Annotated in this window: 22 protein-coding genes; 12 read left to right on the forward strand and 10 right to left on the reverse strand. The window is 64.0% G+C overall.

Annotated elements, in window-relative coordinates; all coding sequences use genetic code 11:
- Positions 1 to 122 precede the first annotated feature (122 nt).
- The 3 genes from JQ597_RS32440 to JQ597_RS32450 form a co-directional block, all read right to left on the reverse strand.
- The gene (locus JQ597_RS32440; RefSeq protein ID WP_212269494.1) at positions 123 to 743 is read right to left on the reverse strand and encodes a glutathione S-transferase family protein; all 621 of its coding nucleotides are present in this window, start codon (positions 741 to 743) and stop codon (positions 123 to 125) included.
- Positions 744 to 821: 78 nt separating this feature from the next.
- Positions 822 to 1,298, reverse strand: a complete 477-nt coding sequence (locus tag JQ597_RS32445; RefSeq protein ID WP_212269495.1) for a nuclear transport factor 2 family protein — start codon at positions 1,296 to 1,298, stop codon at positions 822 to 824.
- A 21-nt stretch (positions 1,299 to 1,319) separates the two neighbouring features.
- Entirely contained in the window at positions 1,320 to 2,144 is an 825-nt protein-coding gene (locus JQ597_RS32450) for a helix-turn-helix domain-containing protein (protein ID WP_212269496.1), read from the reverse strand.
- Positions 2,145 to 2,254: 110 nt separating this feature from the next.
- Here JQ597_RS32450 and JQ597_RS32455 point away from each other — a divergent pair, with 110 nt between their 5' ends.
- Together JQ597_RS32455 and JQ597_RS32460 are read left to right on the forward strand one after the other, a co-directional pair.
- A complete protein-coding gene (locus JQ597_RS32455; protein WP_212269497.1) occupies positions 2,255 to 2,629 on the forward strand; it encodes a nuclear transport factor 2 family protein in 375 nt (124 codons plus the stop codon).
- A 90-nt stretch (positions 2,630 to 2,719) separates the two neighbouring features.
- The gene (locus tag JQ597_RS32460) at positions 2,720 to 3,985 is read left to right on the forward strand and encodes a flavin-dependent oxidoreductase (RefSeq protein ID WP_212269498.1); all 1,266 of its coding nucleotides are present in this window, start codon (positions 2,720 to 2,722) and stop codon (positions 3,983 to 3,985) included.
- Here JQ597_RS32460 and JQ597_RS32465 read toward each other — a convergent pair.
- From JQ597_RS32465 to JQ597_RS32475, 3 genes are all read right to left on the reverse strand, one after another.
- Complete coding sequence (locus JQ597_RS32465) at positions 3,982 to 4,404, reverse strand: PaaI family thioesterase (RefSeq protein WP_212269499.1); 423 nt, start codon at positions 4,402 to 4,404, stop codon at positions 3,982 to 3,984. The genes JQ597_RS32460 and JQ597_RS32465 overlap by 4 nt on opposite strands.
- Positions 4,405 to 4,492: 88 nt before the next feature.
- Positions 4,493 to 5,170, reverse strand: coding sequence for a Rossmann-fold NAD(P)-binding domain-containing protein (locus tag JQ597_RS32470; protein WP_212269500.1), 678 nt, complete (start codon positions 5,168 to 5,170; stop codon positions 4,493 to 4,495).
- A 55-nt stretch (positions 5,171 to 5,225) separates the two neighbouring features.
- Positions 5,226 to 6,320 (reverse strand): A/G-specific adenine glycosylase, encoded by a 1,095-nt coding sequence (locus JQ597_RS32475; protein WP_249133753.1) that lies wholly within the window; start codon positions 6,318 to 6,320, stop codon positions 5,226 to 5,228.
- A gap of 117 nt (positions 6,321 to 6,437) precedes the next feature.
- Here JQ597_RS32475 and JQ597_RS32480 point away from each other — a divergent pair, with 117 nt between their 5' ends.
- The 9 genes from JQ597_RS32480 (at position 6,438) to JQ597_RS32520 (ending at position 16,670) form a co-directional block, all read left to right on the forward strand.
- Positions 6,438 to 6,917, forward strand: coding sequence for a DUF721 domain-containing protein (locus JQ597_RS32480; protein WP_192738571.1), 480 nt, complete (start codon positions 6,438 to 6,440; stop codon positions 6,915 to 6,917).
- A 117-nt stretch (positions 6,918 to 7,034) separates the two neighbouring features.
- Positions 7,035 to 7,691 (forward strand): DsbA family protein, encoded by a 657-nt coding sequence (locus JQ597_RS32485; RefSeq protein WP_212269502.1) that lies wholly within the window; start codon positions 7,035 to 7,037, stop codon positions 7,689 to 7,691.
- A 287-nt stretch (positions 7,692 to 7,978) separates the two neighbouring features.
- A complete protein-coding gene (smc, locus tag JQ597_RS32490) occupies positions 7,979 to 11,443 on the forward strand; it encodes a chromosome segregation protein SMC (RefSeq protein WP_212269503.1) in 3,465 nt (1,154 codons plus the stop codon).
- 125 nt (positions 11,444 to 11,568) lie between these two features.
- Positions 11,569 to 12,573, forward strand: coding sequence for a small ribosomal subunit Rsm22 family protein (locus JQ597_RS32495; protein ID WP_212269504.1), 1,005 nt, complete (start codon positions 11,569 to 11,571; stop codon positions 12,571 to 12,573).
- A 213-nt stretch (positions 12,574 to 12,786) separates the two neighbouring features.
- A complete protein-coding gene (locus tag JQ597_RS32500; protein WP_212269505.1) occupies positions 12,787 to 13,347 on the forward strand; it encodes a LemA family protein in 561 nt (186 codons plus the stop codon).
- A 34-nt stretch (positions 13,348 to 13,381) separates the two neighbouring features.
- A complete protein-coding gene (locus JQ597_RS32505) occupies positions 13,382 to 14,593 on the forward strand; it encodes a M48 family metallopeptidase (protein WP_212269506.1) in 1,212 nt (403 codons plus the stop codon).
- A 158-nt stretch (positions 14,594 to 14,751) separates the two neighbouring features.
- Complete coding sequence (locus tag JQ597_RS32510; protein ID WP_192738565.1) at positions 14,752 to 15,516, forward strand: P-loop NTPase family protein; 765 nt, start codon at positions 14,752 to 14,754, stop codon at positions 15,514 to 15,516.
- 59 nt (positions 15,517 to 15,575) lie between these two features.
- Complete coding sequence (locus JQ597_RS32515) at positions 15,576 to 16,244, forward strand: P-loop NTPase family protein (RefSeq protein ID WP_212269507.1); 669 nt, start codon at positions 15,576 to 15,578, stop codon at positions 16,242 to 16,244.
- Between the two features lie 93 nt (positions 16,245 to 16,337).
- On the forward strand, positions 16,338 to 16,670 hold the full coding sequence (locus JQ597_RS32520; RefSeq protein ID WP_212269508.1) for a GIY-YIG nuclease family protein: 333 nt from the start codon (positions 16,338 to 16,340) through the stop codon (positions 16,668 to 16,670).
- A 45-nt stretch (positions 16,671 to 16,715) separates the two neighbouring features.
- Here the strand turns inward: JQ597_RS32520 and JQ597_RS32525 are convergent, their stop codons facing one another.
- Together JQ597_RS32525 and JQ597_RS32530 are read right to left on the reverse strand one after the other, a co-directional pair.
- A complete protein-coding gene (locus JQ597_RS32525) occupies positions 16,716 to 17,255 on the reverse strand; it encodes an adenine phosphoribosyltransferase (protein ID WP_212269509.1) in 540 nt (179 codons plus the stop codon).
- Positions 17,256 to 17,396: 141 nt separating this feature from the next.
- Positions 17,397 to 19,562: an anthranilate synthase component I gene (locus tag JQ597_RS32530; protein ID WP_212269510.1), complete on the reverse strand. Its 2,166-nt coding sequence runs from the start codon at positions 19,560 to 19,562 to the stop codon at positions 17,397 to 17,399.
- Between the two features lie 355 nt (positions 19,563 to 19,917).
- Here JQ597_RS32530 and JQ597_RS32535 point away from each other — a divergent pair, with 355 nt between their 5' ends.
- Entirely contained in the window at positions 19,918 to 20,913 is a 996-nt protein-coding gene (locus JQ597_RS32535) for a VOC family protein (protein WP_212269511.1), read from the forward strand.
- Between the two features lie 138 nt (positions 20,914 to 21,051).
- Here JQ597_RS32535 and JQ597_RS32540 read toward each other — a convergent pair whose 3' ends face one another.
- The gene (locus JQ597_RS32540; RefSeq protein WP_212269512.1) at positions 21,052 to 21,948 is read right to left on the reverse strand and encodes an NAD-dependent epimerase/dehydratase family protein; all 897 of its coding nucleotides are present in this window, start codon (positions 21,946 to 21,948) and stop codon (positions 21,052 to 21,054) included.
- 169 nt (positions 21,949 to 22,117) lie between these two features.
- Complete coding sequence (locus tag JQ597_RS32545; RefSeq protein ID WP_212269513.1) at positions 22,118 to 22,792, reverse strand: dienelactone hydrolase family protein; 675 nt, start codon at positions 22,790 to 22,792, stop codon at positions 22,118 to 22,120.
- Positions 22,793 to 22,946 lie beyond the last annotated feature (154 nt).

Raw genomic sequence — 22,946 nt, forward strand, 5'->3', positions numbered from 1 at the left:
GTCGTCCCGGCGAACGTCGGGACCCATCCGTCGCGGCCTTTGTTGAGGAAGGCAACTGCCAGTGTGCCTTAATGATAGGACGCGGCGTATGGGTCCCGGCTCAAGGCCGGGACGACGAAAATTCACACCTTCTCTTCCGCCAGCGCCTTCTGCACGGCGGGCCGGTCCTTCATGCGCTTGAAATGGTCGGCGACCTTCGGCAGCGTCGCCATGTCGACGCCGTCGCCTTCCAGCCATCCCGTCAGCGTGAACAGATAGGGGTCGCAGATCGTGTAGGTCTCGCCCATCATCCATGGGCCCTTGAGCATCTTCTGCTCGAGCAGTGCAAAGACCGCGCCCATGCTTTTCGGAAGCGTCTTCTTCATGTCGGCGAAGGAGGATTCTTCCGTGGCCCAACGGTAGCCACGCCCCTTATGGGAATGCGCCACGTGTACCGTCGAAGACAAATAGCTGTTGATGGCCTGCACCTGCGCGAACGCAAAGGGATCATCGAGCGGCGCCAACTTCGCCTTTGGAAAACTCTGCGCGATGTAGGCCAGCATCGCCACGTTCTCGGTCAGGACGCCGCGATCGGTGACCAGCGCCGGCACGCGGCCTTTCGGATTGATCGCCAAATATTCCGGACTTTGCTGCTGGTTGGTCTTGAAGTCGATCCGCTCGGCGGTGTAGTCGGCGCCGGCTTCCGCCAGCGCGATGTGGGTGGCGAGCGCACAGGTGCCGGGGGCAAAATAGAGCTTGAGCATGTTGGTCCTCACGGGTGATGCCTCAGGTTAGCGGCGCATTGCTGCGCCGTCTATCCCAGGCGAACCCTGAAGTGGCACTCACGCCGCGCGGGGCTGCAACTTGCCGTCGATGTAGACGCTGACGATGGTATCGTCGCCAGGATAGAATTCGGGCGCCACCGTCTGGATCTGAGCCTGGATGCACTTCCACGCGCCGTTCTCGAACAGGTAGGTGTCGGTGTACATGGTCATGCCGGTCACTTCGTTGCCGTCGCGGCGGCGGGTGGCCTTGTTGGTGGAGCGTACCAGCGCGACATCGCCGATGACGGTGATGAGTTCGTCGCGGACATCCCAGTAGGGGATCAGTTTCGGATCGAAGGCGGTCGCCCAGTATTTCAGATAGGTCGCGCGATCCCAGCGCTGTCCGGTCGGCCAGATGCTGATGAAGGCAGGGTGCAGGATGGCGTCGTGCGAGGCCACGTCGTTGGTGATGAAATTATGGATGAAGCGGGCGTTCAACGCGCGCAATTCTTCCATCGTCTCGGCGGATTGATGGTCACGTTTTGCCAATTGCATTTTTCATCTCCTCAATTTTTGTCAAAGCGCCATCCGGCGCGCCATCTCTGCGGTTGCATCGTCTGCCGGAAAAAAGCATTCGATCTTGATCTGTTGCAGCGCCGCGTCCGTCGGCATTGCTAGCGTCGTAAAGGTGGAAAAGAACGCGAGCCGTAAATCACCTTTGGCGAGTTGCATGATCATGACGGGCGAACTGGCCTGCGAATGGCGCGGAAGCCGCCATTCGGCCGGCAGCCCGGGATAGGCCATGATCTCGTCGAACAGCCGGGCGGCCGCGCGGCTACCCTGTGCGACGTCACGGTGCAGGATCTGGATCATCTGGCCGGCGAACTCTTCCCAGTTCACGATGAACTGCCGCAGGCCTTTTGGATGGAAAACGACGTGCATGGCGTTGTCGGCAACGCCGGCTTCCATCCGGTAGGAATCACGAAACGGCTTGAGCAGGCGCGCGGACCCTTGGTTGCGCATCCGAACGTCCCAGTGCCCGTCGACCACGATCCCCGGATACGGCTCCTGCTGCCGCAGGATGAAATCCACCGCCTGCTGCACCGGCTGAAGATTATCGGCCGCGAGCCCCTTGTCGCCGTAGGGCGGCACGAAGCCCGCCGCGACGTGCAAGGCGTTGCGCTCCTCGAGCGGCAGATCGAGCGCGCTGCCGAGGAGTTGCACCATCTCGCGGCTCGGCTGCGACCGGCCGGTTTCCAGAAAGCACAGATGCCGCGCCGATACGTTGGCGTCACTTGCCAGTTCGATCTGGGTTAGTCTGCGCACGCTGCGCCAATGCTTCAGCAGACTGCTGAAGTGCCCGGCCGCGGCATCCTGCAAATTTTGTTTTGGTATGCCCATGTGCCGCAATCTAGACCATCACGTCAGAACGGCAATTACCTCGGATGTAAGTGACAAGCCGCGAAGGGCTTGCAAGACTTGGCGTTCGTTCAATCGTGCGGGGAGTATTCATGGACGGCAGCGCAATCACAAAAATCGTGACGCAGTACATGGCGGCATGGAACGAGCCGGAGGCTGCAGCCCGGCAAGCGCTGCTCGCGCAATGCTGGAGTGACGTCGGCGTCTATCTCGATCCCAGGGCCTCGCTGACGGGGCGGAACGAACTCGCCCGCCACATCGCTGCGACACAGGCCTCACGGCCCGGCGCGCGGCTCGAGTTCATGAGCGGCATCGACGCGCACCACAACGTGGTCCGCTTCCTCTGGCACCTGGTGCGCGCGGACGGCAGCTGCGGCGACATCTCGATCGATTTTGGCGAGCTCGGCCCCGACGGCCGGCTGGTCAGGATCATCGGCTTCTTCGGCGCTCCGCCCGCACCGCCGTAAACGTTGGGGACGGGATACTGGCCGGGCTTTCGCAGTTGCCCCCTGCCGCCCCTCATGTCATGACGCCCCGGAGGTAACAGAGGCGTAGACATGACCGTACTCATCGCCGGCGGTGGCATTGGCGGGCTGACGCTGGCGCTCAGCCTGCACCAGATCGGCGTTCCCGCACGCGTCTTTGAAAGCGTGCCGGAGCTTCGGCCGCTCGGCGTCGGTATCAACGTGTTGCCGCATGCGGTGCGCGAGCTGATCGAGCTCGGCCTGCACGACCAACTCGACGCGGCCGCCGTCCGCACCAAGGAACTGGCGTATTTTTCCAAGCACGGCAAACCGATCTGGAGCGAGCCGCGCGGCGTCGAAGCCGGCTACAAATGGCCGCAATTCTCGATCCACCGCGGCACGCTGCAGCAGATCCTGCTCGACGCCGCGACCGAACGGCTCGGAAAAGAGAACATCCTCACCAGCCACCATCTCACCGGCTGGACAGAAAGCGCCGATGGCGTCCGCGCCGAATTCATCGACAAGGCGACCGGGAAAACGGCCGGGAGCCATGACGGCGTGCTGCTGATTGCCGCCGACGGCATTCATTCGGCGATCCGCGAAAAACTTTATCCGCAGGAAGGCCCGCCGATCTGGAATGGGCGCATCCTGTGGCGCGGCATCACCAAATCTGACGCCTTCCTGTCGGGCCGCACCATGATCATGGCCGGCCACGAGATCCTGAAATTCGTCTGCTATCCGATTTCGAAGCAGCCGGACGCCTCAGGCAAGTCTAGCATCAACTGGGTGGCCGAGCGGCACATGCCGCCGACCTATCAGTGGCGCCGCGAGGACTATAACCGGACCGCCAAGCTCGACGAATTCCTGCCCTGGTTTAAGGACTGGAAATTCGACTGGCTCGACGTGCCCGGCCTGATCCGCAACTGCCCGCATGCGTACGAATATCCGCTGGTCGACCGCGATCCGATTCCGCAATGGACCTTCGGCCGGGTCACATTGATGGGCGACGCCGCGCATCCGATGTACCCGATCGGCTCCAACGGCGCCTCGCAGGCGATTCTGGATGCCCGTGTGATCACCCGCGAAATCCTGGCGCACGGCCCGACTAATGCCGCGCTCACGGCCTACGAGGCCGAGCGCCGGCCCGCGACCACTGATCTGGTCATGCTGAACCGGCGCAACGGGCCGGAACAGGTGATGCAGATGGTCGAGGAGCGCGCGCCCGACGGTTATGAGGTCGTCACCGACGTGCTGTCGCTCAAGGAATTGGAAGACATCGCGGCCAATTACAAGCGCGTCGCCGGTTTCCAGGTCGAAGGCCTCAACGCCAAGCCGCCGATCGTGCAGTTCGGGCGCTAACGACCTGATAGCTTCGCAGTCTCGACCAGCCGCGCGCTGGTGGTGGCCGTTGCCAAGACGGTGCCATCTTCAGACATCAGCCTGCCCTCGACAAAGGCGATGGTCTTGCCAAGCTGTGTCACGGTCGCTTCACCGACAATCTTGCCCGGCTTGGCCGGAGTTAGAAAATTCACGGTCATGGTGATGGTCGCGGTGTAAAGTTTTCCGTCGGTCATCGCGAACACCGCCGGCCCCATGGTGTCGTCGAGCATTGCGGAGAGAATGCCGCCCTGGACGAAGCCGGCCGGATTGCAGAAATCCTTGCGGCCGTCGAAGCCGATCCGGATCCAGCCATCGTTGGGCCGTGCATCGAGCAGATGCCAGCCGAGCAGTCTTGAGGATGGCGGGAGCGTGAGATGGTCGAGCGCGGTTGCGATCATGGGAACCTCCTGATCGCCGCGTTGTAGCGGAGGCCTGCTGACAGCATGGTGTCAGCAGACCAGAACTGCCTCCCAAATAAATAGTGGACTACTCAAGCGCACGAGACATCTGTCTCATCGCTCCATTTTCGAGATACATAACCCCGTTTGGGGCCGAACTGCTGATGAACTCAGCGACAAAGGCGCGCCCGATATCGTCCTGCTCAATCGTGCCAAAAGGTCCGGGAATCAGACGCCCCAGCCAGGCCACATAGCGCGGCGTGTGAGCATTGCCCGCGATAATTCCCGGACGAAAAATCGCGAGGCGTTGGAAGCCTATCCCTTGAACCGTCTCTTCCTTCAACCCCATGACCCGCACATAGCGAATCCTGCTTTTCGAGCTGCTTCCCACTGCCGAGAGCAGTGAAAACCGTGTGATACCCCCGGCCTGACAACCGCGGGCAAAGCCACCGACCACGCCAATTTCGAGGGCCTTCAATTCCTCCTCACTCCACTTCAAGCTGCCTTTGCCGACACCCACACAGGATGCCGCATAGACAGGATCGCCTAGCGCAACCATGCTCTGCGCAAGCTTGGTCACTTCTGCCGGAAACTGAGCAGCTGCCGTATCCAGGATCACCTGCCGCACACGGGGATCAGCGCTCAGGGAAATCGCCCTGCGATTGACCATCACGACTTCAGCGCAGGACGGCTCAGCAGCCAGCGCGCGCACCACCGCAGCTCCCACCTGCCCCGTGCCACCGATGATCAAGACACGAAATACCATTTTAGGCCTTTTACTGTTTGGCGCTCCATCCACAGCCGGATTTGGCGATGGCTTGCTAGAGATTTAGCCCGTGCGCGATCGCCTTGCGCATGACATTGGGCAGCGCCTCACCCGCGAGCGTCGCGATCGGGACCCAGCGCATTCCGTCCGGTGCTCGCGTCCGCGCGGCCACCTTCGCCGTGTAGATCACCAGCTCAAGCGGAAAATGCGTGAAGACATGCGTCACCACGCCCACCTTGCGATGCCATTTGGCGATCCCCTTGAGCGCCGGCGCCTGCTGCAAGGCCGCATTGTCGTCCTGGCCGGCGAGCCAGTCCGAGCCCGGGACTTCGGTCATGCCGCCAAGCAGGCCTTTTTCCGCGCGGGTGCGGACCAGCAATTCATCGCCCCGCGTGACGATGAAGGCCGCGCCGCGGCGCATCGTTCCCGTCTTCTTCGGCGCTTTGCGCGGAAAAATCTCCTGATCGCCGCGTGACCGTGCCAGGCAATCGTCGTTCAGCGGACACAGCACACATGCCGGTTTCTTCGGTGTGCAAATCGAAGAGCCCAAATCCATCAGAGCCTGCGCGCTATCGCCGGCACGGGAGGGACCCAATAATGTGGCTGCCAATTGCTGGATCAACGGCTTGGCCTGTGGCAGCGGCTCCTCGACGGCGAACAGCCGCGACGTCACGCGCTCGATATTGCCGTCGACCGGCATGGTTCTGATATCGAACGCAATCGCCGAGATCGCCGCTGCCGTGTACGGCCCGATCCCCGGCAAGCTGCGCAGACCTTCTTCGGTATCCGGAAACACCCCGCCATGGTCGCGCAACACCGCCACCGCGCAGGCGTGCAGATTGCGCGCCCGCGAATAGTAGCCGAGCCCGGCCCACATCCGCAGCACGTCATCGAGCGAGGCCCGGCCAAGCGCCGCGACATCGGGCCAGCGCGTCACAAACTTCAGGAAGTACGGCCCGACCGTTTTGACGCCGGTCTGCTGCAGCATGATTTCGGACAGCCAGATCCGGTAGGGAACCGCGCGCTCCCCCGCCGGCGGCCGCCACGGCAGCACGCGGCGATGCCGGTCGTACCAATCGAGCAGCAGCGCGGGACGGCCCGGCGTCGCACTTCCTCGTCGTCGGGGTTTGGTGGCCACGGCAGGATTCATGAAGGCACTGTAATAGCGGGATGACATTCTCTCCACGTCATGCCCGTGCTTGTCGCGAGCATCCACGTCTTTCTTTGCCCGGTTCCTGTCGCAAGCCGCTCCGTGCTATAAGCCCCCATGGCAAAACCCGGCCCGATCTCCGCAAAACCGCTTTCCGTCCTGCTCGGCGACGTGTTTTCCGACGCCTATGCTAAGCAGGGGTTCGCCGCGCGCGAGCTGGTGACGCGCTGGGCTGAGATTGCAGGCCGCGAGATCGCGGCCCATTCCGAGCCGCTGAAGATGCAATGGCCGCGGCCGGTCGAGGGCCAGCCGCAGGAACCGGCCACCCTGGTGCTGCGGGTGGAAGGTCCGATGGCGCTGGAAATCCAGCATTCCTCCGACGTGATCCTGGAGCGGGTCAACCGCTTCTTCGGCTGGAGCGCGGTCGGACGGCTGGCGCTGCGGCAGGCGCCGCTGTCGCGCCGGGACCGGCCAAAACCGTCCCGCGCGCCGGACCCGAAGGCGGTCGCCGAGATCGCCAAAACCCTGTCCTCGGTCGAGGATGACGAATTGCGCGACGCGCTGGCGCGGCTCGGTGCCTCGATCAAGCGAAATTGAGCCTGCCGCGCGCCCGGCCCGCGGCAACCTGCCATTGCCACAATTATCGTTTCAAGCTACGCGAAGGCTCGTTTTTCGTACTTCTTCGGGCGTGAACGCGCCAATCGGGAGCTGACCTTGATCATCACGCGCCGCGCCTTCACCGCCGCCCTTTCGCTGACCGGGCTTGCCGCCCTCGCCGGCTTCTCGCCGCTGCGGCTGATCAATGACGCGCTGGCACAGGGCGCCGCCGACGTCGCCAAGCCGCAGTCGCTGCCGGACATGGCGCTCGGCCCGGCGAATGCCTCGGTCACCATCACCGAATACGCCTCGATGAGCTGCTCGCATTGCGCAGCGTTCACGGAGCAGGTGTTCCCCAAGATCAAGGCGGAATTCATCGACACCGGCAAGATCCGTTTCGTGTTCCGCGAATTCCCGCTCGACATCAAGGCCGCCGCCGGTTCGATGCTGGCGCGCTGCATCGCCAAGGACGACGCGCCGAAATATTTCGCGGTCGTCGACCTCCTCTTCAAGCAGCAGAACGACTGGGTGCTGAAGAACACCACGGAGACGCTGATCCGGATCGGCAAGCAGGCCGGCCTCACGCAAGCGGCGGTGGAAGATTGCCTCAAGGACCAGAAGCTGCTCGACAAGATCGCGGCCGACCAGAAATACGCCGCCGAGGTGCTGAAGGTGCAGTCGACGCCGACCTTCTTCATCAATGGCGAGATGATCAAGGGCGAGCAGAGCTTCGAGGAGTTCAGCAAGCGCATCAATTCGATGCTCAAGAGCTGATCGGCTCATTTTGAGGGAGCGGGCCTGATCGGCCGGCGCGCGAAGCGAACAAATCCCTGTTGAAAACCTGATTCGCCCACCGGATTCATACGGGCCTGTAAGCCCTGCAAAAACCTCGACAAAAGGCTTGGGAAAAGCCCTTCGCGCCCGTTGCCCTTCGGCCCCGGCCTCGCCATTGTCGCGCTCCATAAGAGACGCAACGCGCGACTCATCCACACACCGACATTGCCTTCCATGGTATTGTCACGGCAGGGAGATTCGCGCCCGGCCAACAGAGAATCGTGTTCATGAAACTCACGCGCCTCCGCCTTCATGGTTTCAAGTCGTTCGTTGAACCCACCGACTTCATGATCGAGCCCGGCCTGACCGGTGTGGTCGGGCCGAACGGCTGCGGCAAATCCAACCTTGTCGAGGCACTACGCTGGGCGATGGGCGAGACCTCGCACAAATCGCTGCGCGCCGCCGACATGGATGCGGTGATCTTTGCCGGTTCCGGCAACCGTCCGGCGCGCAACCACGCCGAAGTGGTGATGACGATCGACAATGCCGATCGCTCGGCGCCGGCGGCAATGAACGACCGCGAGATTCTGGAAATTTCCCGACGCATCGAGCGCGAAGCAGGCTCGGTCTATCGCATCAATGGCCGCGACGTCCGCGCCCGTGACGTGCAGATCCTGTTCGCCGATGCCGCCACTGGCGCGCGTTCGCCGGCACTGGTTCACCAAGGCAAGATCGGCGAAATCATTCAGGCCAAGCCCGAACAGCGCCGCCGCGTGCTGGAAGACGCCGCCGGCGTCGCCGGGCTGCACGCCCGCCGCCATGAAGCCGAATTGCGGCTGCGGGCGGCCGAGACCAACCTCACCCGCGTCGAGGACGTGATCGGCCAGCTCTCCGGCCAGGTCGACGGCTTGAAGAAGCAGGCGCGGCAGGCGATCCGGTTCCGCGAAGTCGCCGCCAAGGTGCGCAAGGCCGAGGCCACGCTGTTCCATCTGCGCTGGCTCGAAGCCAACACCGACGTGGCGGAAGCCGCGCGCACCCATGACCTCAACGTGCGCGAGATGGCTGAACGCACCCGTGAACAGGCTGAAGCGGCCCGTATCCAGGCGATCCGCGCCTCCGAACTGCCCGCGCTGCGCGAGGGCGAAGCCCGCGCCGCGGCCGGACTGCAACGCCTCACCAATGCGCGCGAGCTGCTCGACCGCGAGGAAGAGCGCGCGAAGGAGCGTGTCGCCGAACTCGACCGCCGCCTGACCCAGTTCACCGCCGACATCGCACGCGAACAGCAGCAGACCTCGGACGCCGAAGTCGCCTTGCTGCGGCTCGACACCGAAGATTCGGAAATCAAGGAAGAGATCAAGTCGCGCGTCGAGAAGCGCAGCGGCGTCGATGAACGCGTCTCCGAAGCGGAAGCGACGCTGGCCGCCGCCGAGCGCATGTTCTCGGAATTGACGACGGTGCTGGCCGACCTCACCGCCAAGCGCAACCAGTTAGAGGCCGGCGTGCGCACCCATCGCGACCGCCTGGCCCGGCTCGACCAGGAAATCGCCAACGTCCAGGCTGAGGAAACCAAGCTCGCGCAGGAAACCGGCAATCTCGGCGACATCGACGCGCTTGCCGGCGCCATGGAAACCGCGCAGGAAACGCTCGCCGCATCGGAAGCCGCCGCGCAGGCCAACGAGGCCGGCCATGTCGCCGCGCGTGCACGGCTGGAAGCGTCACGTGCGCCGCTGGCGGAAGCCGACAAGCGCGTGCAACGGTTAGAGACCGAAGCGCGCACGATTTCAAAGCTCGTCAATGGCGAGACCAAGAACCTGTGGCCGCCGATCATCGATGGCGTCACCGTCACCAAGGGGTACGAAAAGGCGCTTGGCGCCGTGCTCGGCGACGACCTCGATGCACCGATCGATCCGTCCGCGCCGATGCGCTGGACCAATGCGGGTGCAACCTTCGACGATCCGGCGTTGCCCGCGGGCGTCGAAGCGCTTGCCGCCCATGTCGAAGCGCCGTCCGAGTTGGCGCGCCGTCTGGCGCAGATCGGCGTCGTCGCCAAGGAGCGCGGCGCGGAACTGGTGTCTCAGCTGAAGACCGGCCAGCGGCTGGTGTCGCTGGAAGGCGACGTCTGGCGCTGGGACGGCTTTGTCGCCGCCGCCCACGCCCCGACCGGCGCCGCACGGCGTCTCGCCGAACGCGCCCGCCTGGTCGATATCGAAAACGAGCTGGAGCAGGCCCGTAGCGATGCGGCCGCCAAGCGGCAGGCGCTGGAAGACGCCGAGAGCGAATTGAAGGCGGCATCGGGCGCCGAGTCTGCTGCCCGTGACGCCTGGCGTGCCGCGCAGCGCGAGGCCGATGCCGCACGCGAACGCCATGCCGCGACCGAGCGCGAGATCAACCGCCACGCCGCACGCAAAGCGACGCTGACAGAAGCCCATACGCGCATTGCCGCCGACCGTGCCGAGGTCGAGGCCGCGCATGAGAACGCCAATGCGGTGCTGGCCGAGCTGCCGCCGAGCCTCGAGACCGAAACCAGGCTCGGCACCGTTCGCACCGACATCGAGGGCCATCGCCGCTTCGCAGCACAAGTGCGTGCCGAAGCGCAGGCGCTGGCGCGCGAGGCTGAACTGGCCGACCGCCGTGTGCAGGCGATCCTCGCCGAGCGCACCGAATGGCAGAACCGCAAGCAAAGCGCAGCCTCGCAGGTTTCCACCATCGAAGCCCGCGTCACCGAAGTGACCGCAGAGCGTGCCGAGCTCGAAGACGCGCCGGCGCTGTTCGCCCAGAAGCGCCGCGCGCTGATCAGCGAGATCGAGTCCGCCGAAAGCGCGCGCCGCGTCGCCGCGGATGCGCTGGCTGCGGCCGAGAGCGTGATGGCGGAGACCGACCGCGAGGCAAAGGCTTCGCTGGAAGCGCTCTCCAGCGCCCGCGAGGCGTGCGCCCGCGCCGAGGAACGCATGGACGGCACCAGGCGCCGCCTCTCCGACATCGAGCGCGAAATCCACGACATGCTCGAAGTCGAACCGCATGCCGTGGCTGGTCTGGCCGAACTCGAGCCGGGCGCGGAATTGCCGCCGCTCGCCGAGATCGAGGAAAACCTAGAAAAGCTGCGCCGCGACCGCGAGCGGCTTGGCGCGGTCAATCTGCGCGCCGAGGAAGAGCTGCGTGAAGTCGAGACCCAGCACACGGCATTGACCACCGAACGCGACGACCTCGTCGAAGCCATCAAGCGGCTGCGCCAGGGCATCCAAAGCCTCAACAAGGAGGCGCGCGAGCGGCTCTTGACCTCGTTCGAAACCGTCAACGAGCACTTCAAACGGCTGTTCACCGAATTGTTCGGCGGCGGCGAAGCCGCATTGCACCTGATCGAGAGCGAAGATCCGCTGGAAGCCGGCCTCGAAATCATCGCCAAGCCGCCCGGCAAGAAGCCGCAGACGCTCTCACTGCTGTCGGGCGGCGAGCAGGCGCTGACCGCGCTGGCGCTGATCTTTGCGGTGTTCCTCACCAATCCTTCGCCGATCTGCGTGCTGGACGAAGTCGACGCGCCGCTCGACGACCACAACGTCGAACGGTTCTGCAACCTCTTGCATGAAATGACGTCCTCGACCGAAACCCGCTTCATCATCATCACGCATAATCCGATCACGATGGCGCGGATGAACCGGCTGTTCGGCGTCACCATGGCCGAACGCGGGGTGTCGCAACTGGTCTCGGTCGGCCTCGACGACGCCGTGAAGATCCTCGACCAGCACGTGGCGTAGGACCAACGTCGTCATTCCGGGGCGCGAAGCGAACCCGGAATCTCGAGATTCCCCGGTGCGCAATTGCGCACCTGAGGTCTGGTCCTTTGGACCATCCCGGAATGACGTGAGGATGACGGCAGGCGATGACCTCACCCGACCTCCCCGCCGAACTGAAAGCCGCGCTTGACGTCAAGCTGCGCGGTTTTTCGCGGAGCGACGCGGCGGAACGCTCGGCGTTGATCTCGAAAAATTACCGCGATGGCGGCGGCTCCGGCACGATCCGATCCGAGACCGATGCACTGGCCTATGCGCTGGCGCGGATGCCGGCGACCTATGCCGCGGTCACCGCCAGCCTGAATGCGCTCGGTGAAATCCGCCCCGATTTTGCGCCCAAAACCCTGCTCGATATCGGCGCCGGGCCGGGCACAGCGAGTTGGGCAGCGGCGGAAGCATTTTCCTCGCTGCGAAGCTTTACCCTGCTCGACGCCAACGACGCGTTGCGCAAACTGGCGCTCGATCTGGTCAGCGAGAGTTTTCGCCTGCGCGAACTCCAATACGAACGCAGCGAGGCACGCAGCGCCCTGATCAAGGCTGACGCCGCCGACCTCGTCATCGCCAGCTACGTGATCGGCGAACTCAGTGCCACCGAACAAAGCGCACTCGCCGGGCTGATGTGGGAAAAGACCCGCGAGACGCTGCTGGTGGTCGAGCCCGGCACACCGGCGGGCTATGCGCGGATCATCGCGCTGCGCGAGCGCTTGATCGCGGCCGGCGCGCATGTCGCCGCCCCCTGCCCGCACGACGGAACATGTCCGCTTGCCGCGCCGGACTGGTGTCATTTCACCCAGCGCCTGCAACGCTCGCGCGCGCACAAGCAGGTCAAGGGCGCCGAGCTGCCCTACGAGGACGAAAGATTCGCCTATGTGGCGTTAACACGCGCGCCGTTAGCGGCGCGCCCGGCCCGGGTGTTGTCACAGCCGGCCGTCTCCAAGGTCGAAGTCACGGCCAAGCTTTGCACCCCGGCCGGCCTGGTCCTCAGCCGGACGCCCCGCCGCGCCAAGGCGGATTATGCCGTTGCCCGGCGCTGGCGCTGGGGGGATGCGGTGGCGGAGCAAACGGGTCGTCCCGGCGAAGGCCGGGACCCATAGCCACCGGCACCAGTTAGGCGAAGAAAGCGTTCGTCAGCGTGCCCAACGAAAGGCCGCGGCGTATGGGCCCCGGCCTTCGCCGGGGCGACGAAAGAGTGAACTTATCCCGCCCTGGTTTCGACTAAACGAAACCCCACGTCGCGGCGGGCTGCCGCACGCCCCGGTTTTCGTCTAGGTTCCACACTTTCTTCGCCTCATCAGGAGTTGTTTGCCATGTCGACGAGCTGGATCGTTATCGGCGTCATTGTCATTCTCGTGCTGTTCGCCATCGGTGCGTATAACCGCCTGGTCGCGCTGAGCCAGCGTGTCGGCCAGGCCTTTGCCGACATCGACGTGCAGCTCAAGCAGCGCCACGACCTGATCCCGAACCTGGTGGAGACCGTAAAGGGCTACGCCAGCCACGAGCGCGGCACGCTCGACGACGTGATCAAGGCCCGCAACTCCGCGATGTCCGCGCAAGGGCCGGCGCAGATCGGCGCCGCCGAGAACCAGCTGAGCGGTGCGCTCGGCCGCCTGATCGCGCTGTCGGAGGCCTATCCGGACCTCAAGGCCAACACCAATTTCCAGCAGCTCGCCGGCGAACTGTCCGACCTCGAAAACAAGATCGCCTCGAGCCGCCGCTTCTTCAACAACGCGGTTCAGGAATACAACACCGGCATCCAGCAGCTGCCCGCCGCGCTGTTCGCCGGCATGTTCGGCTTCACCAAAAAGGAATTCTTCGATCTCGGCGCCAGCCGCACCGAAGTCGAGGTCGTGCCGACCGTAAAATTCTAACGGCCCGCGACATTCCAGCGAGAAACAGCACATCATGGCCGCGTACGGGCTCTACACGCATATTGCATCGAACAAGTTTCGTTCGATGCTGCTGCTCGCCGGCCTGTTCCTGCTGATCTACGTGCTGGTCTATGCCGGCGCGCTGCTCGCGGAAGTCGTGATCCGCAGCGACGCCTCGGTCGATTATTATTTGCGGGCCGCAGGGCGCGATCTGGTCACGGCCTTTCCCTATGCGACAGGCATCGCGGCGCTCTGGATCGTGATCGCGTATTTTTTCCACCAGAACATGATCGACGCCGTCACCGGCGGCGAGGACGTGACGCGAAAGCAGCAGCCGCGGCTCTATAATCTCCTGGAAAACCTCTGCATCTCGCGCGGCCTTCCGATGCCGAAGCTGAAGGTGATGGACAGCCCGGCGCTGAACGCATTCGCGAGCGGCCTCAACCGCCGGCAATACGCCATCACCGTCACCACAGGGCTGCTGAGGACGCTCAACGACCAGGAGGTCGAGGCGGTGCTGGGCCATGAGCTGACCCATATCCGCAACGGCGACGTGCAGCTGATGGTGATCGCGGTCATCATCGCCGGCGTGGTCGGCTTCTTCGGCGAACTGTTCTTCCGCATGTTCACCAACCTGTCGTGGAATTCGTCCGGCGGATCGTGGTCATCCTCGTCCTCACGTTCGTCGTCCTCTTCGTCCTCGGACAGCGACAACAAGAGCTCCGGCGGCGGTGCGATCATCGTCGTCATCATCGCGGTCGCGCTGATCCTGCTGGCCTGGCTGCTGTCGCAGGTGGTCAAACTGGCGCTGTCGCGGTCGCGCGAATTGCTGGCCGACGCCGGCTCGGTCGAACTGACCAAGAACCCGGACGCCATGATCACGGCGCTGCGCAAGATCGAAAATCGCGGCGAGCTTCCCGGCGCCACCTCGGCTGTGATGGAACTGTGCTTCGACAATCCCCGCGAGGGATTTGCCGATCTGTTCGCGACCCATCCGTCGGTGGATTCGCGGGTCAAGGCGCTGGTGCAATATGCCGGCGGCCGCGATCCGGGCCCGCTGGCCTTGCCTGACGAGGCCGACGACGAGCCGGAGGATCAGGCGGAACCGCAGTCGGCGGACCAGCTGCCGCCCCCGGTCACCCACGGTCCGTGGAGCGATGCCGCAGCGCCCGCGGGCCTGCCGCAAGGTCAGCGGCAGGGCGGACGACAGGGTCCTGGCTGGGGACCCTGGGGCCGGCACAGCTGAGCCCTCGGTACGGCGACATTAACGAATTACCTACGAATAACGCCGGTGCGGGCTCAAGGAATTGAATTCTCCCTTGTTTCTGCCATGTTCGCGCCCAAACAGGTATATGGGGACCTGCCGATCGCTCCCGCGATCGGGGGCGCGTAGTAGGAAATTCCATGGCAAAGCCAGTCGTGATTGTGGTGGGCGCGGACAAGGGCGGGGTCGGCAAGACGACCGTGTCGCGAACGCTCCTGGATTATTTCAGTGCCAACAACGTCCCGACCCGGGCGTTCGACACCGAGTCGCCGCGCGGCACGCTGATGCGCTTCCACCCCGACATCACCCAGATCGTCGACATGACGACGACCGCGGACCAGATGAAGATCTTCGACACGCTCAATGCCGGGACCTCGGTGACCGTGATCGACGTGCGCGCCGGACTGCTGTCGCCGGCGCTGGCCTCGCTCCGCGACATCGGCTTTCTCGATGCCGCCAAGGCCGGCCAGATCACCTTTGCGGTGTTCCATATCCTGGGCCCCTCGATCGCCTCGCTGGACGAAATCGCCGAGACCGCCAATTTCATGCAGGGCGCCAAATATTACCTGGTGAAGAACTTCATCAACGACACCCAGTTCTTCCAGTGGGACCAGGCGACCTACAATTCCTATTTCCACCGCATCAAGGATGCCACCGAGCTCACGATCCCCAAGCTCAACGAAATGGCCTATGAGCAGGTCGAGGTCTCCTCGGTGCCGTTCCTCAAATTCGTCGCCAACAAGGGCACCAACGACGAGGCCGCGAACTATTCGTTCGTGCTCCGCGGCTATGTCCGGCACTGGCTCGCCAATGTCTGGAGCGAGTTCGACCGCATCAAGCTGACCGACCTGGTCGGCGGCGGCAGCGGCAGCGGCAAATCGAGCACCCGCAGCGGCGAAAAATAATCGCGCCAGGTGCGCGATGGGGCTGGATTAGGCGGAAAAATCGCCTGATATAGCGCGTGATGAGCCCCACGTCCGTCTACATCATCTGCTCGCCCCGCCCGCTGGTCGGCAAGACGCTGATCGCGCGGCTGCTCAGCGAATTCCTGCTGTTGAAGAACGGCACGGTGATCTCCTTCGACATCAATCTGAAGGAACCCTCGCTGCTGGAATATCTGCCGCGCACCACCGAGACGGCCGACGTCATCGACACCTTCGGCAAGATGCAGCTGATGGACCGCCTGATCGTCAATGACAGCGTCGCCAAGGTCATCGACCTCGGTTTCCATGCTTTCGACGAGTTCTTCAAGATGACCGATGAGATCGGCTTCATGAAGGAAGCCGTGCGCCGCGGCGTCGCGCCGGTGATCCTGTTCGTGGCCGATACCGACCGCGCCTCGGCCACGGCCTACAACATGCTGAAACAGCAAATTCCTGCGAATGCCCTGATCGCGATCGACAATGAGCACGTCGTACGCGGCGAACTGCCCGCCGCGATGGAACGGGGACGCGTGCTGCGGATCTCGGCGCTGCCGGTGTTCCTGAAGACCTATATCGACCGGCTGACCTTCTCCTTCACGGGCTATCTGCGCCAGGAGAAGGATTCCTCGACCGAACTGCATCAATGGATCCGCAGGAACTACACCAGCTTCCGCGAGCTGGAGCTCAGCCGGATGCTGCAGAGGTCGTGAAGCCGACCAAACAATATTACCCGGATAATATTGACGCAGGCCCGTCGGACTGGTACCGCCTCCCCGACAGCAAATCTCCGCGCGAGGCCTCCGGTGACATCAGACAGAAAAGCCGCCATCGCCGCCTACAAGGAGCGGAAGACCATCGCGGGGATTTTCGTGATCCGCAGCAAGGCCTCGGCCGAGCAATGGGTCGGTCAGGCCCCTGACCTCGAAAAGATCCAGAACCGGATCTGGTTTTCGCTGCGCCAGGGCAGCCACACCTGCCGCAGCCTGCAGGCGGCATGGACCACGCATGGGCCGGAAAATCTGACCTTCGAGGAGTGCGAGCGGCTGGAAGAGGAAGAGACGTCCTACATCAGGGATGCGCTGTTGAAGGAGCGCCTGCTCTATTGGCGCAAACAACTCGGCGCCGCTGCGGTCTAATGTCGTCCCTGCGCACGTGTTCGCAGGGACGACGAGGAAGAAAACTCAATGCCCTTCGAACGCCATCAGCGTTCGCACCGGCACGTCCATTGCCCGCAGCTTGTCGGCGCCGCCCAGATCAGGCAGGTCGATGACGAAGCAGGCCGCGACCACGTGGGCGCCGATCTGGCGCAGCAGCTTCACCGCGCCTTCCGCGGTGCCGCCGGTAGCGATGAGATCGTCGACCAGGATGACACGTTCGCCGGGCTGCACGGCGTCGGCATGCATCTCCATTTCATCGAGGCCGTATTCCAGCGAATAGGCGATCCGCACGGTGGTGTGCGGCAGCTTGCCTTTCTTGCGGATCGGCACGAAGCCGGCGGAGACCTGATGCGCCACAGCACCGCCGAGGATGAAGCCCCTCGCCTCGATGCCGGCGACCTTGTCGACCTTGCTGCCGGCCCAGGGCTGCACCAGTTCATCGACCGAGCGGCGGAACGCGCGCGCATCCGCGAGCAGCGTGGTGATATCGCGGAACAGGATGCCCTTCTTCGGGTAATCCGGAATGGTGCGGACGGTGGCTTTCAGATCATGTTCAAACGTCATCGGTTTCTCTTTTCCCCACTGTCATTCCGGGATGGTGCGCAAGCACCAGACCCGGAATCTCGAGATTCTCAGATGTGCAATAGCACATCGTAGTTCGATGCTTCGCATCGCCTCGGAATGACCAGTGTAAATGTCTTGCACTCAATTCGCCGCAACATGCAGCCGGAACGCGTTCTCGACAATACGTAAACCCACCTCCCCGCCGAGCGACATCAGCGATTCCGGGTGAAACTGCACGCCGCCGACCGGCAGGGTCTTGTGTTCGATCGCCATCGCGACGCCGTCCTCGGTGGTCGCGGTGACCGTGAGCACGTCGGGCACGCTGTCGCGCTCGACATAGAGCGAGTGATAGCGGCCGATCACGATCTCATTGGGCAGGTTCTGCATCAACCGCCCGCCCCGCACCTGGACCCGCGACGGCCGGCCGTGCGCGGGCTGACCGAGTTGCCCGAGCTGGCCGCCGAAATATTCGCCAATTGCCTGCACGCCGAGGCAGACGCCGAAGATCGGCAGCTTCTTCTCCAGCGCCGTTCCAATGGTTTTCGAGATCCCGAAATCCTCGGGCCGGCCCGGACCCGGCGACAGCACCAGCAGATCCCAGTTCTTCTGGTTCAGCATCTGCTGCGCATGAACGTGCCGGACCACGGTCACGGATGCGCCGACCTGCCGGAAATAATCCGCCAGCATGTGCACAAAACTGTCGTCGTGATCGATCAACAGCACCTTCTTGCCCGAACCGGTGGCATCCGGCGCGAACGCCGACAGCGGCTTCGGCGGATCGCCGCGCAGCGCCTGGAACAGGGCGGCCGCCTTGACCTGGCATTCCCTGTCTTCGGCGGCGGGATCCGAATCGAACAGACAGGTCGCGCCGACGCGCACTTCGGCGAGCCCGTCCTTCATCCGGATGGTGCGGATGGTAAGCCCGGTGTTGATGCTGCCGTCGAAATTCACAGCACCGATCGCGCCGGCATACCAGCGCCGGGACGAGCGCTCATTGTCCTCGACGAACTGCATCGCCCATAATTTCGGTGCACCCGTCACCGTCACCGCCCAGGCGTGGGTCATGAACGCATCGAGCGAGTCGAAGCCGGGGCGAAGAATGCCCTCGACATGGTCGACGGTGTGGAACAGCTTTGAGTAGGTCTCGATCTGGCGCCGCGCCAGCACCTTGATGGTGCCGGGCACGCAGACGCGCGCCTTGTCGTTGCGGTCGACGTCGGTGCACATGTTGAGTTCGAATTCGTCTTTTTCCGAATTCAGCAATTGCCGGATTTGCTCGGCATCGCCGATCGCGTCGACACCGCGCGCGATGGTGCCCGAGATCGGGCAGGTCTCGACCCGCCGTCCGTCGGAGCGCACGAACATTTCCGGCGAGGCGGCGACGAGAAACTCGCCCTCGCCGAGATTCATCAGCGCGCCATAGGGCGACGGGTTGATGCGGCAGAGCCGCTGGAACACTTCGGCCGGCGAACGCTCGCACGGCTCGGCGAATAACTGCCCGGGCACCGCCTCGAACAGATCGCCACGCGCGAACGCGGCGCGTGCGGTCTCAACCGTCGCCTGGTATTCGCCGGGCGCGTGATCGGCAAAACCCTGCCGCGGCGTCCTGGCGTAGACGCTCTCGGCGGTGTCGCGCGGCAGGCCGGCGGTGGATCTGCCGTTCCAGCTGAAATCGTAACTCAGCACCACGCCGCGGCCGGTGGCGCGGTCATAGGCGAGCAGGCGATCCGGCACATACAGCACGATGTCGCGCTGGTCGGCCTCGCGCGCGCGCTTCTGCACGAGGTCCTCGATCTGGAATACGAGGTCGTAGGCGAAGGCGCCGAACAGGCCGAGCAGCGGATCGTCATTGGCGGTGAAGCTTGCGACGAGATCGCGCACCAGCGACATCACGCTGGCGCGGCGGGTGCGCTGGTCTTCATCGACAGGCGCGGGTCCGCGGATGATATGGCCGGCGAGACGCGACGCGCTCTGCTCGGTGACGACGACGCAAGGCTCGCGCAGGACGTCGCCGAGAAAGGCGATCAGCACCTCGCCGCGCCCGTTAAGCGCGCTAAGCGCGAAATTCGCGCCCTCGGTTTCCAGCACCAGCGGCGGGTCGGAAAAACCGAGGTCAAAGCTCTCGTAGCGGCCCGGCACCGTGGTGCCCGAAGACAGCACCACGCCACGGCGGCGGTCGAGCAGGTCGATCAGGTCATCGAGCCGCTTGGCGTCGCCGGAAAATTGCTCAACGGTGCGCGAGATCGCAAGACCACTGGCGGTCCGGTATTCGCTGTGCTCGGGCAGGGAGAAGACGGTCCTGTTCATGTGATCCTCTTACGAAACTTGGTGAGGGAACGCCACACAGGACAAACGAAGGGCAAACAAACTAACCGCCGGTCGCACTGCGATGGCGACCTTCGACGATTGTTAAAATGAAATCGCACCGGCCACCTCTTTAAGAGGTGCGCCACCAAAGACGGGATGGGCGGACGGCGGTGCTCATGGCGCTTAATCACCATCCGCCGCGAGCGATGTCAAGGGAGGCCCTGGCGCCCTGGCCTGCCCGTGCCTGGCCCGCCGGCCATCTTTTGGGGTTTGAAACGGGCAAAATCCGCGTAGCATCCGGCCCAAGCGGCGGCGGCAACAACGCCCGAAAACAACAAGCAGGCGGAGGCAAGGGATGGCATTGCTGGGTCTGGGATACGCGGGCTTCGGATCGGATGCGCTGGAGGACTGGCGCCAGTTCGGGACCTCGCTGGTCGGCCTGCAGGCGGTCGAGCGCGGCAACTCGCTGCTGGCCTTCCGGATGGACGACCGCAAGCAGCGCATCGTCATCGACCGCGCGATGGGCGAAGGCGCGCGCTTCTTCGGCTGGGAAGTCGCCGACGCGGCGGCGCTGGACCAGCTTGCAGTCCGGCTCGAACAAGCCGGCGTCAATGTCACGGCCGAGCCAAAGACGCTGGCCGATGCCCGGCGCGTGCGCGGCCTGATCTCGTTTCGCGATCCCGGCGGCAACCGGCTCGAGGCGTTTTACGGCGCCGAGATCGACGAGACGCCGTTCAGTCCGGGCCGCTCGATCTCGGGCTTTCGCACCGGTCCGCTCGGCCTCGGACATGCCGTACTGACCGTCGAGCACATCGATCCGATGATGGCGTTCTATGTCGACGTGCTCGGCTTCGGGCTTTCCGACTACATCGAAAAGCCGTTCCGCGCCTATTTCTTTCACGTCAACGCGCGGCATCACAGCCTGGCGCTGATCGAGACCGGCAAGAACGGCATGCATCATCTGATGGTGGAATTGTTCTCGCTCGACGATGTCGGGCAATCCTACGACATCGCAATGATGCAGCCGGACCGAATCGGCGTCACGCTCGGCCGCCACACCAACGATTTCATGACCTCATTCTACGCCAAGACACCGTCGTCCTTCATGATCGAATGCGGCTGGGGCGGCCGCCAGATCGATCCCGCGACATGGCAGCCGGTCGAAATGCATCACGGCCCGAGCCTGTGGGGACACGAGCGCGTCTGGCTGCCGCCAAAAGACCGCGAGACCGCGCGCCAGATGCGGATGCAAGCCGCCACCGAAGGCCTGCGCGCGCCGGTGCAGGTGATGGAAGGTAATTACCAGCTGATGTCGGGCACGTGTGCGTGGTGGGATGGGGTGAAGCAGTAGGGCCGGCATGTCGTCCCGGCGAACGCCGGGACCCATAACCACCACTGTTCGTGGTTACGGGAGTCGTCGAACACTGATTTCTAACCGATAAGCTGCGGCGTATGCGTCCCGGCCTTCGCCGGGACGACGACTTCGTTGCTACCGATAACACCCCTCTTCGATCTCCTCGATCAGGCTGCGCGCCTGCGGCTTCCAGCCGAGCTGCCGTGCCCGCACCGCGCGCACGCGGCTGTTGGAAGCCATGGTGTTTTCAGCCGTGCCCTCGCCCCATTCGGCGGCCGCCTCTTCCATCGACATCGCCGATGGCGGTCCAGCAAAACCCAGCATGCGGTTGATGGCTTCGCAAACCTCGCGCATCGAATCCTCGCCGTTCTCGGCGAAGTAGAACGCACCGGCCGGCGACTTCTCGATCGCAAGCGCATAGAGCGTCACGAGATCGTCGATATGAACGTTCGACCAGATATTCTCGCCGGGACCGGCATGGGCCGCGTTGCCGCGTTTTTTCGCGAGCTTTATCAGGAAAGGTACCTGCACGCTGTCGCGCCCCGCCCCGTGGCCGATGCCGTAGATCAGGCTCGGGCAAATGATGACGGGACGGCAGCCCTTGTCGCGATAGGAGAGGATCAATTCGTTCAGCGCGACCCGCGCCGCACGCGCAGGCGATGGCGTAAACGGCGTGTCTTCATCGAACACCGCATCAGAGCGCTGGCCCTTGGATTGCGTGCCGATGATGCTCGACCCCGAGGTGTGGATGAAAGGCTTGCCGCTTCCGGCCAGCGCGCCGAGCAGGGCATCCACCGCGCCGGTGTGATCGGCGCTCGCCGCATTGATGACGACGTCGGCGGCGCGCGCCGCCTGCGCGAGGATTTCCGCGTCATCCAGCGTTCCCGATAACGGCTCGATGCCGCGGGTGCGCACCGCGTCGGCCTTTTCCGGGGAACGAACCAGGCCGGTGACCTGATGTCCGGCGGCCGCGAGATGAGCGGCCACCGATCCGCCGATATAACCGGACGCGCCTGTGCAGAAGACTTTCATTTACAACTCCACCGTCATTGCGAGCCGACGGGTCGCGCGGATGCGCGCCCGATGACAGGCTCCGCGAAGCAATCCAGTGTTAGGGACGCAAGATGGATTGCTTCGTCGCGACACTCCCTTGCGCAAACGCCTGCGTTTGTCGCAGGCAATGACGAGGAGGCGCTTGATCTCACCCCAGATGCTTCCTGAAAAACTCCGTCGCGCGGCCCCAGGCGAGCTCCGCGCACTGCCGGTCGTGCACCGACAGGCGCTGTTCATTGCCGAAGCCGTGCTCGGCGTCATAGCGGAACAGCTCCAGCGACTTTCCCGCTTCCTTCATCGCCTTTTCGAAACCATCGACCAGCGCCGGCGTGCACCAGTCGTCCTTGTTGGCGAAATGGCCCTGCAGCGGAATTTTCACATCCGCCGGTTTTGCCGCCTGCTCCGGCGGGATGCCGTAGAACACGACACCGGCCGTGAGCTCCGGAATCCTGGTGGCGCCGATGATGGTGACAGCACCGCCGAGACAAAAGCCGGTCAGGCCGACCTTGGCGCCGTTCTTGGCGAGATATTGCGCGGCGCCGCGCACCGTCTGCGTCGTCGCATCCATGAAATCCAGCGAGTTCATCTCTTTGCCGGCGGCGTCGGTGTCGTGATACGGCACCACCGTGCCCTTGTAGAGATCCGGCGCCAACGCGTCGAAGCCGGCCACGGCGAAGCGGTCGCACATGCCCTTGATCTGGTCCTGCAGCCCCCACCATTCCTGGATCACGACCACGCCCGGCGCATTGCCGCGCGCGGCATTGGCGAGATAGCCGGCCGCGTCCTTGCCGTCGGGACGCTTGAAAGTGATGCTGGTTCCCATGAGGTCCTCCATATTTTTTGGGGAGCGATTGGCGGCCATTTTGTCCGCTGCAGGGTCAGGAAGCAATCCGCCTCCACCGTCATTCCAGGGCGATGCGCAGCATCGAACCCGGAATCTCGAGATTCCGGGTTCGATGCTGCGCATCGCCCTGGAA

This window comes from Bradyrhizobium sp. AUGA SZCCT0177 (assembly GCF_018130125.1).
In the GTDB taxonomy this organism is placed as follows: Bacteria; Pseudomonadota; Alphaproteobacteria; order Rhizobiales; family Xanthobacteraceae; genus Bradyrhizobium.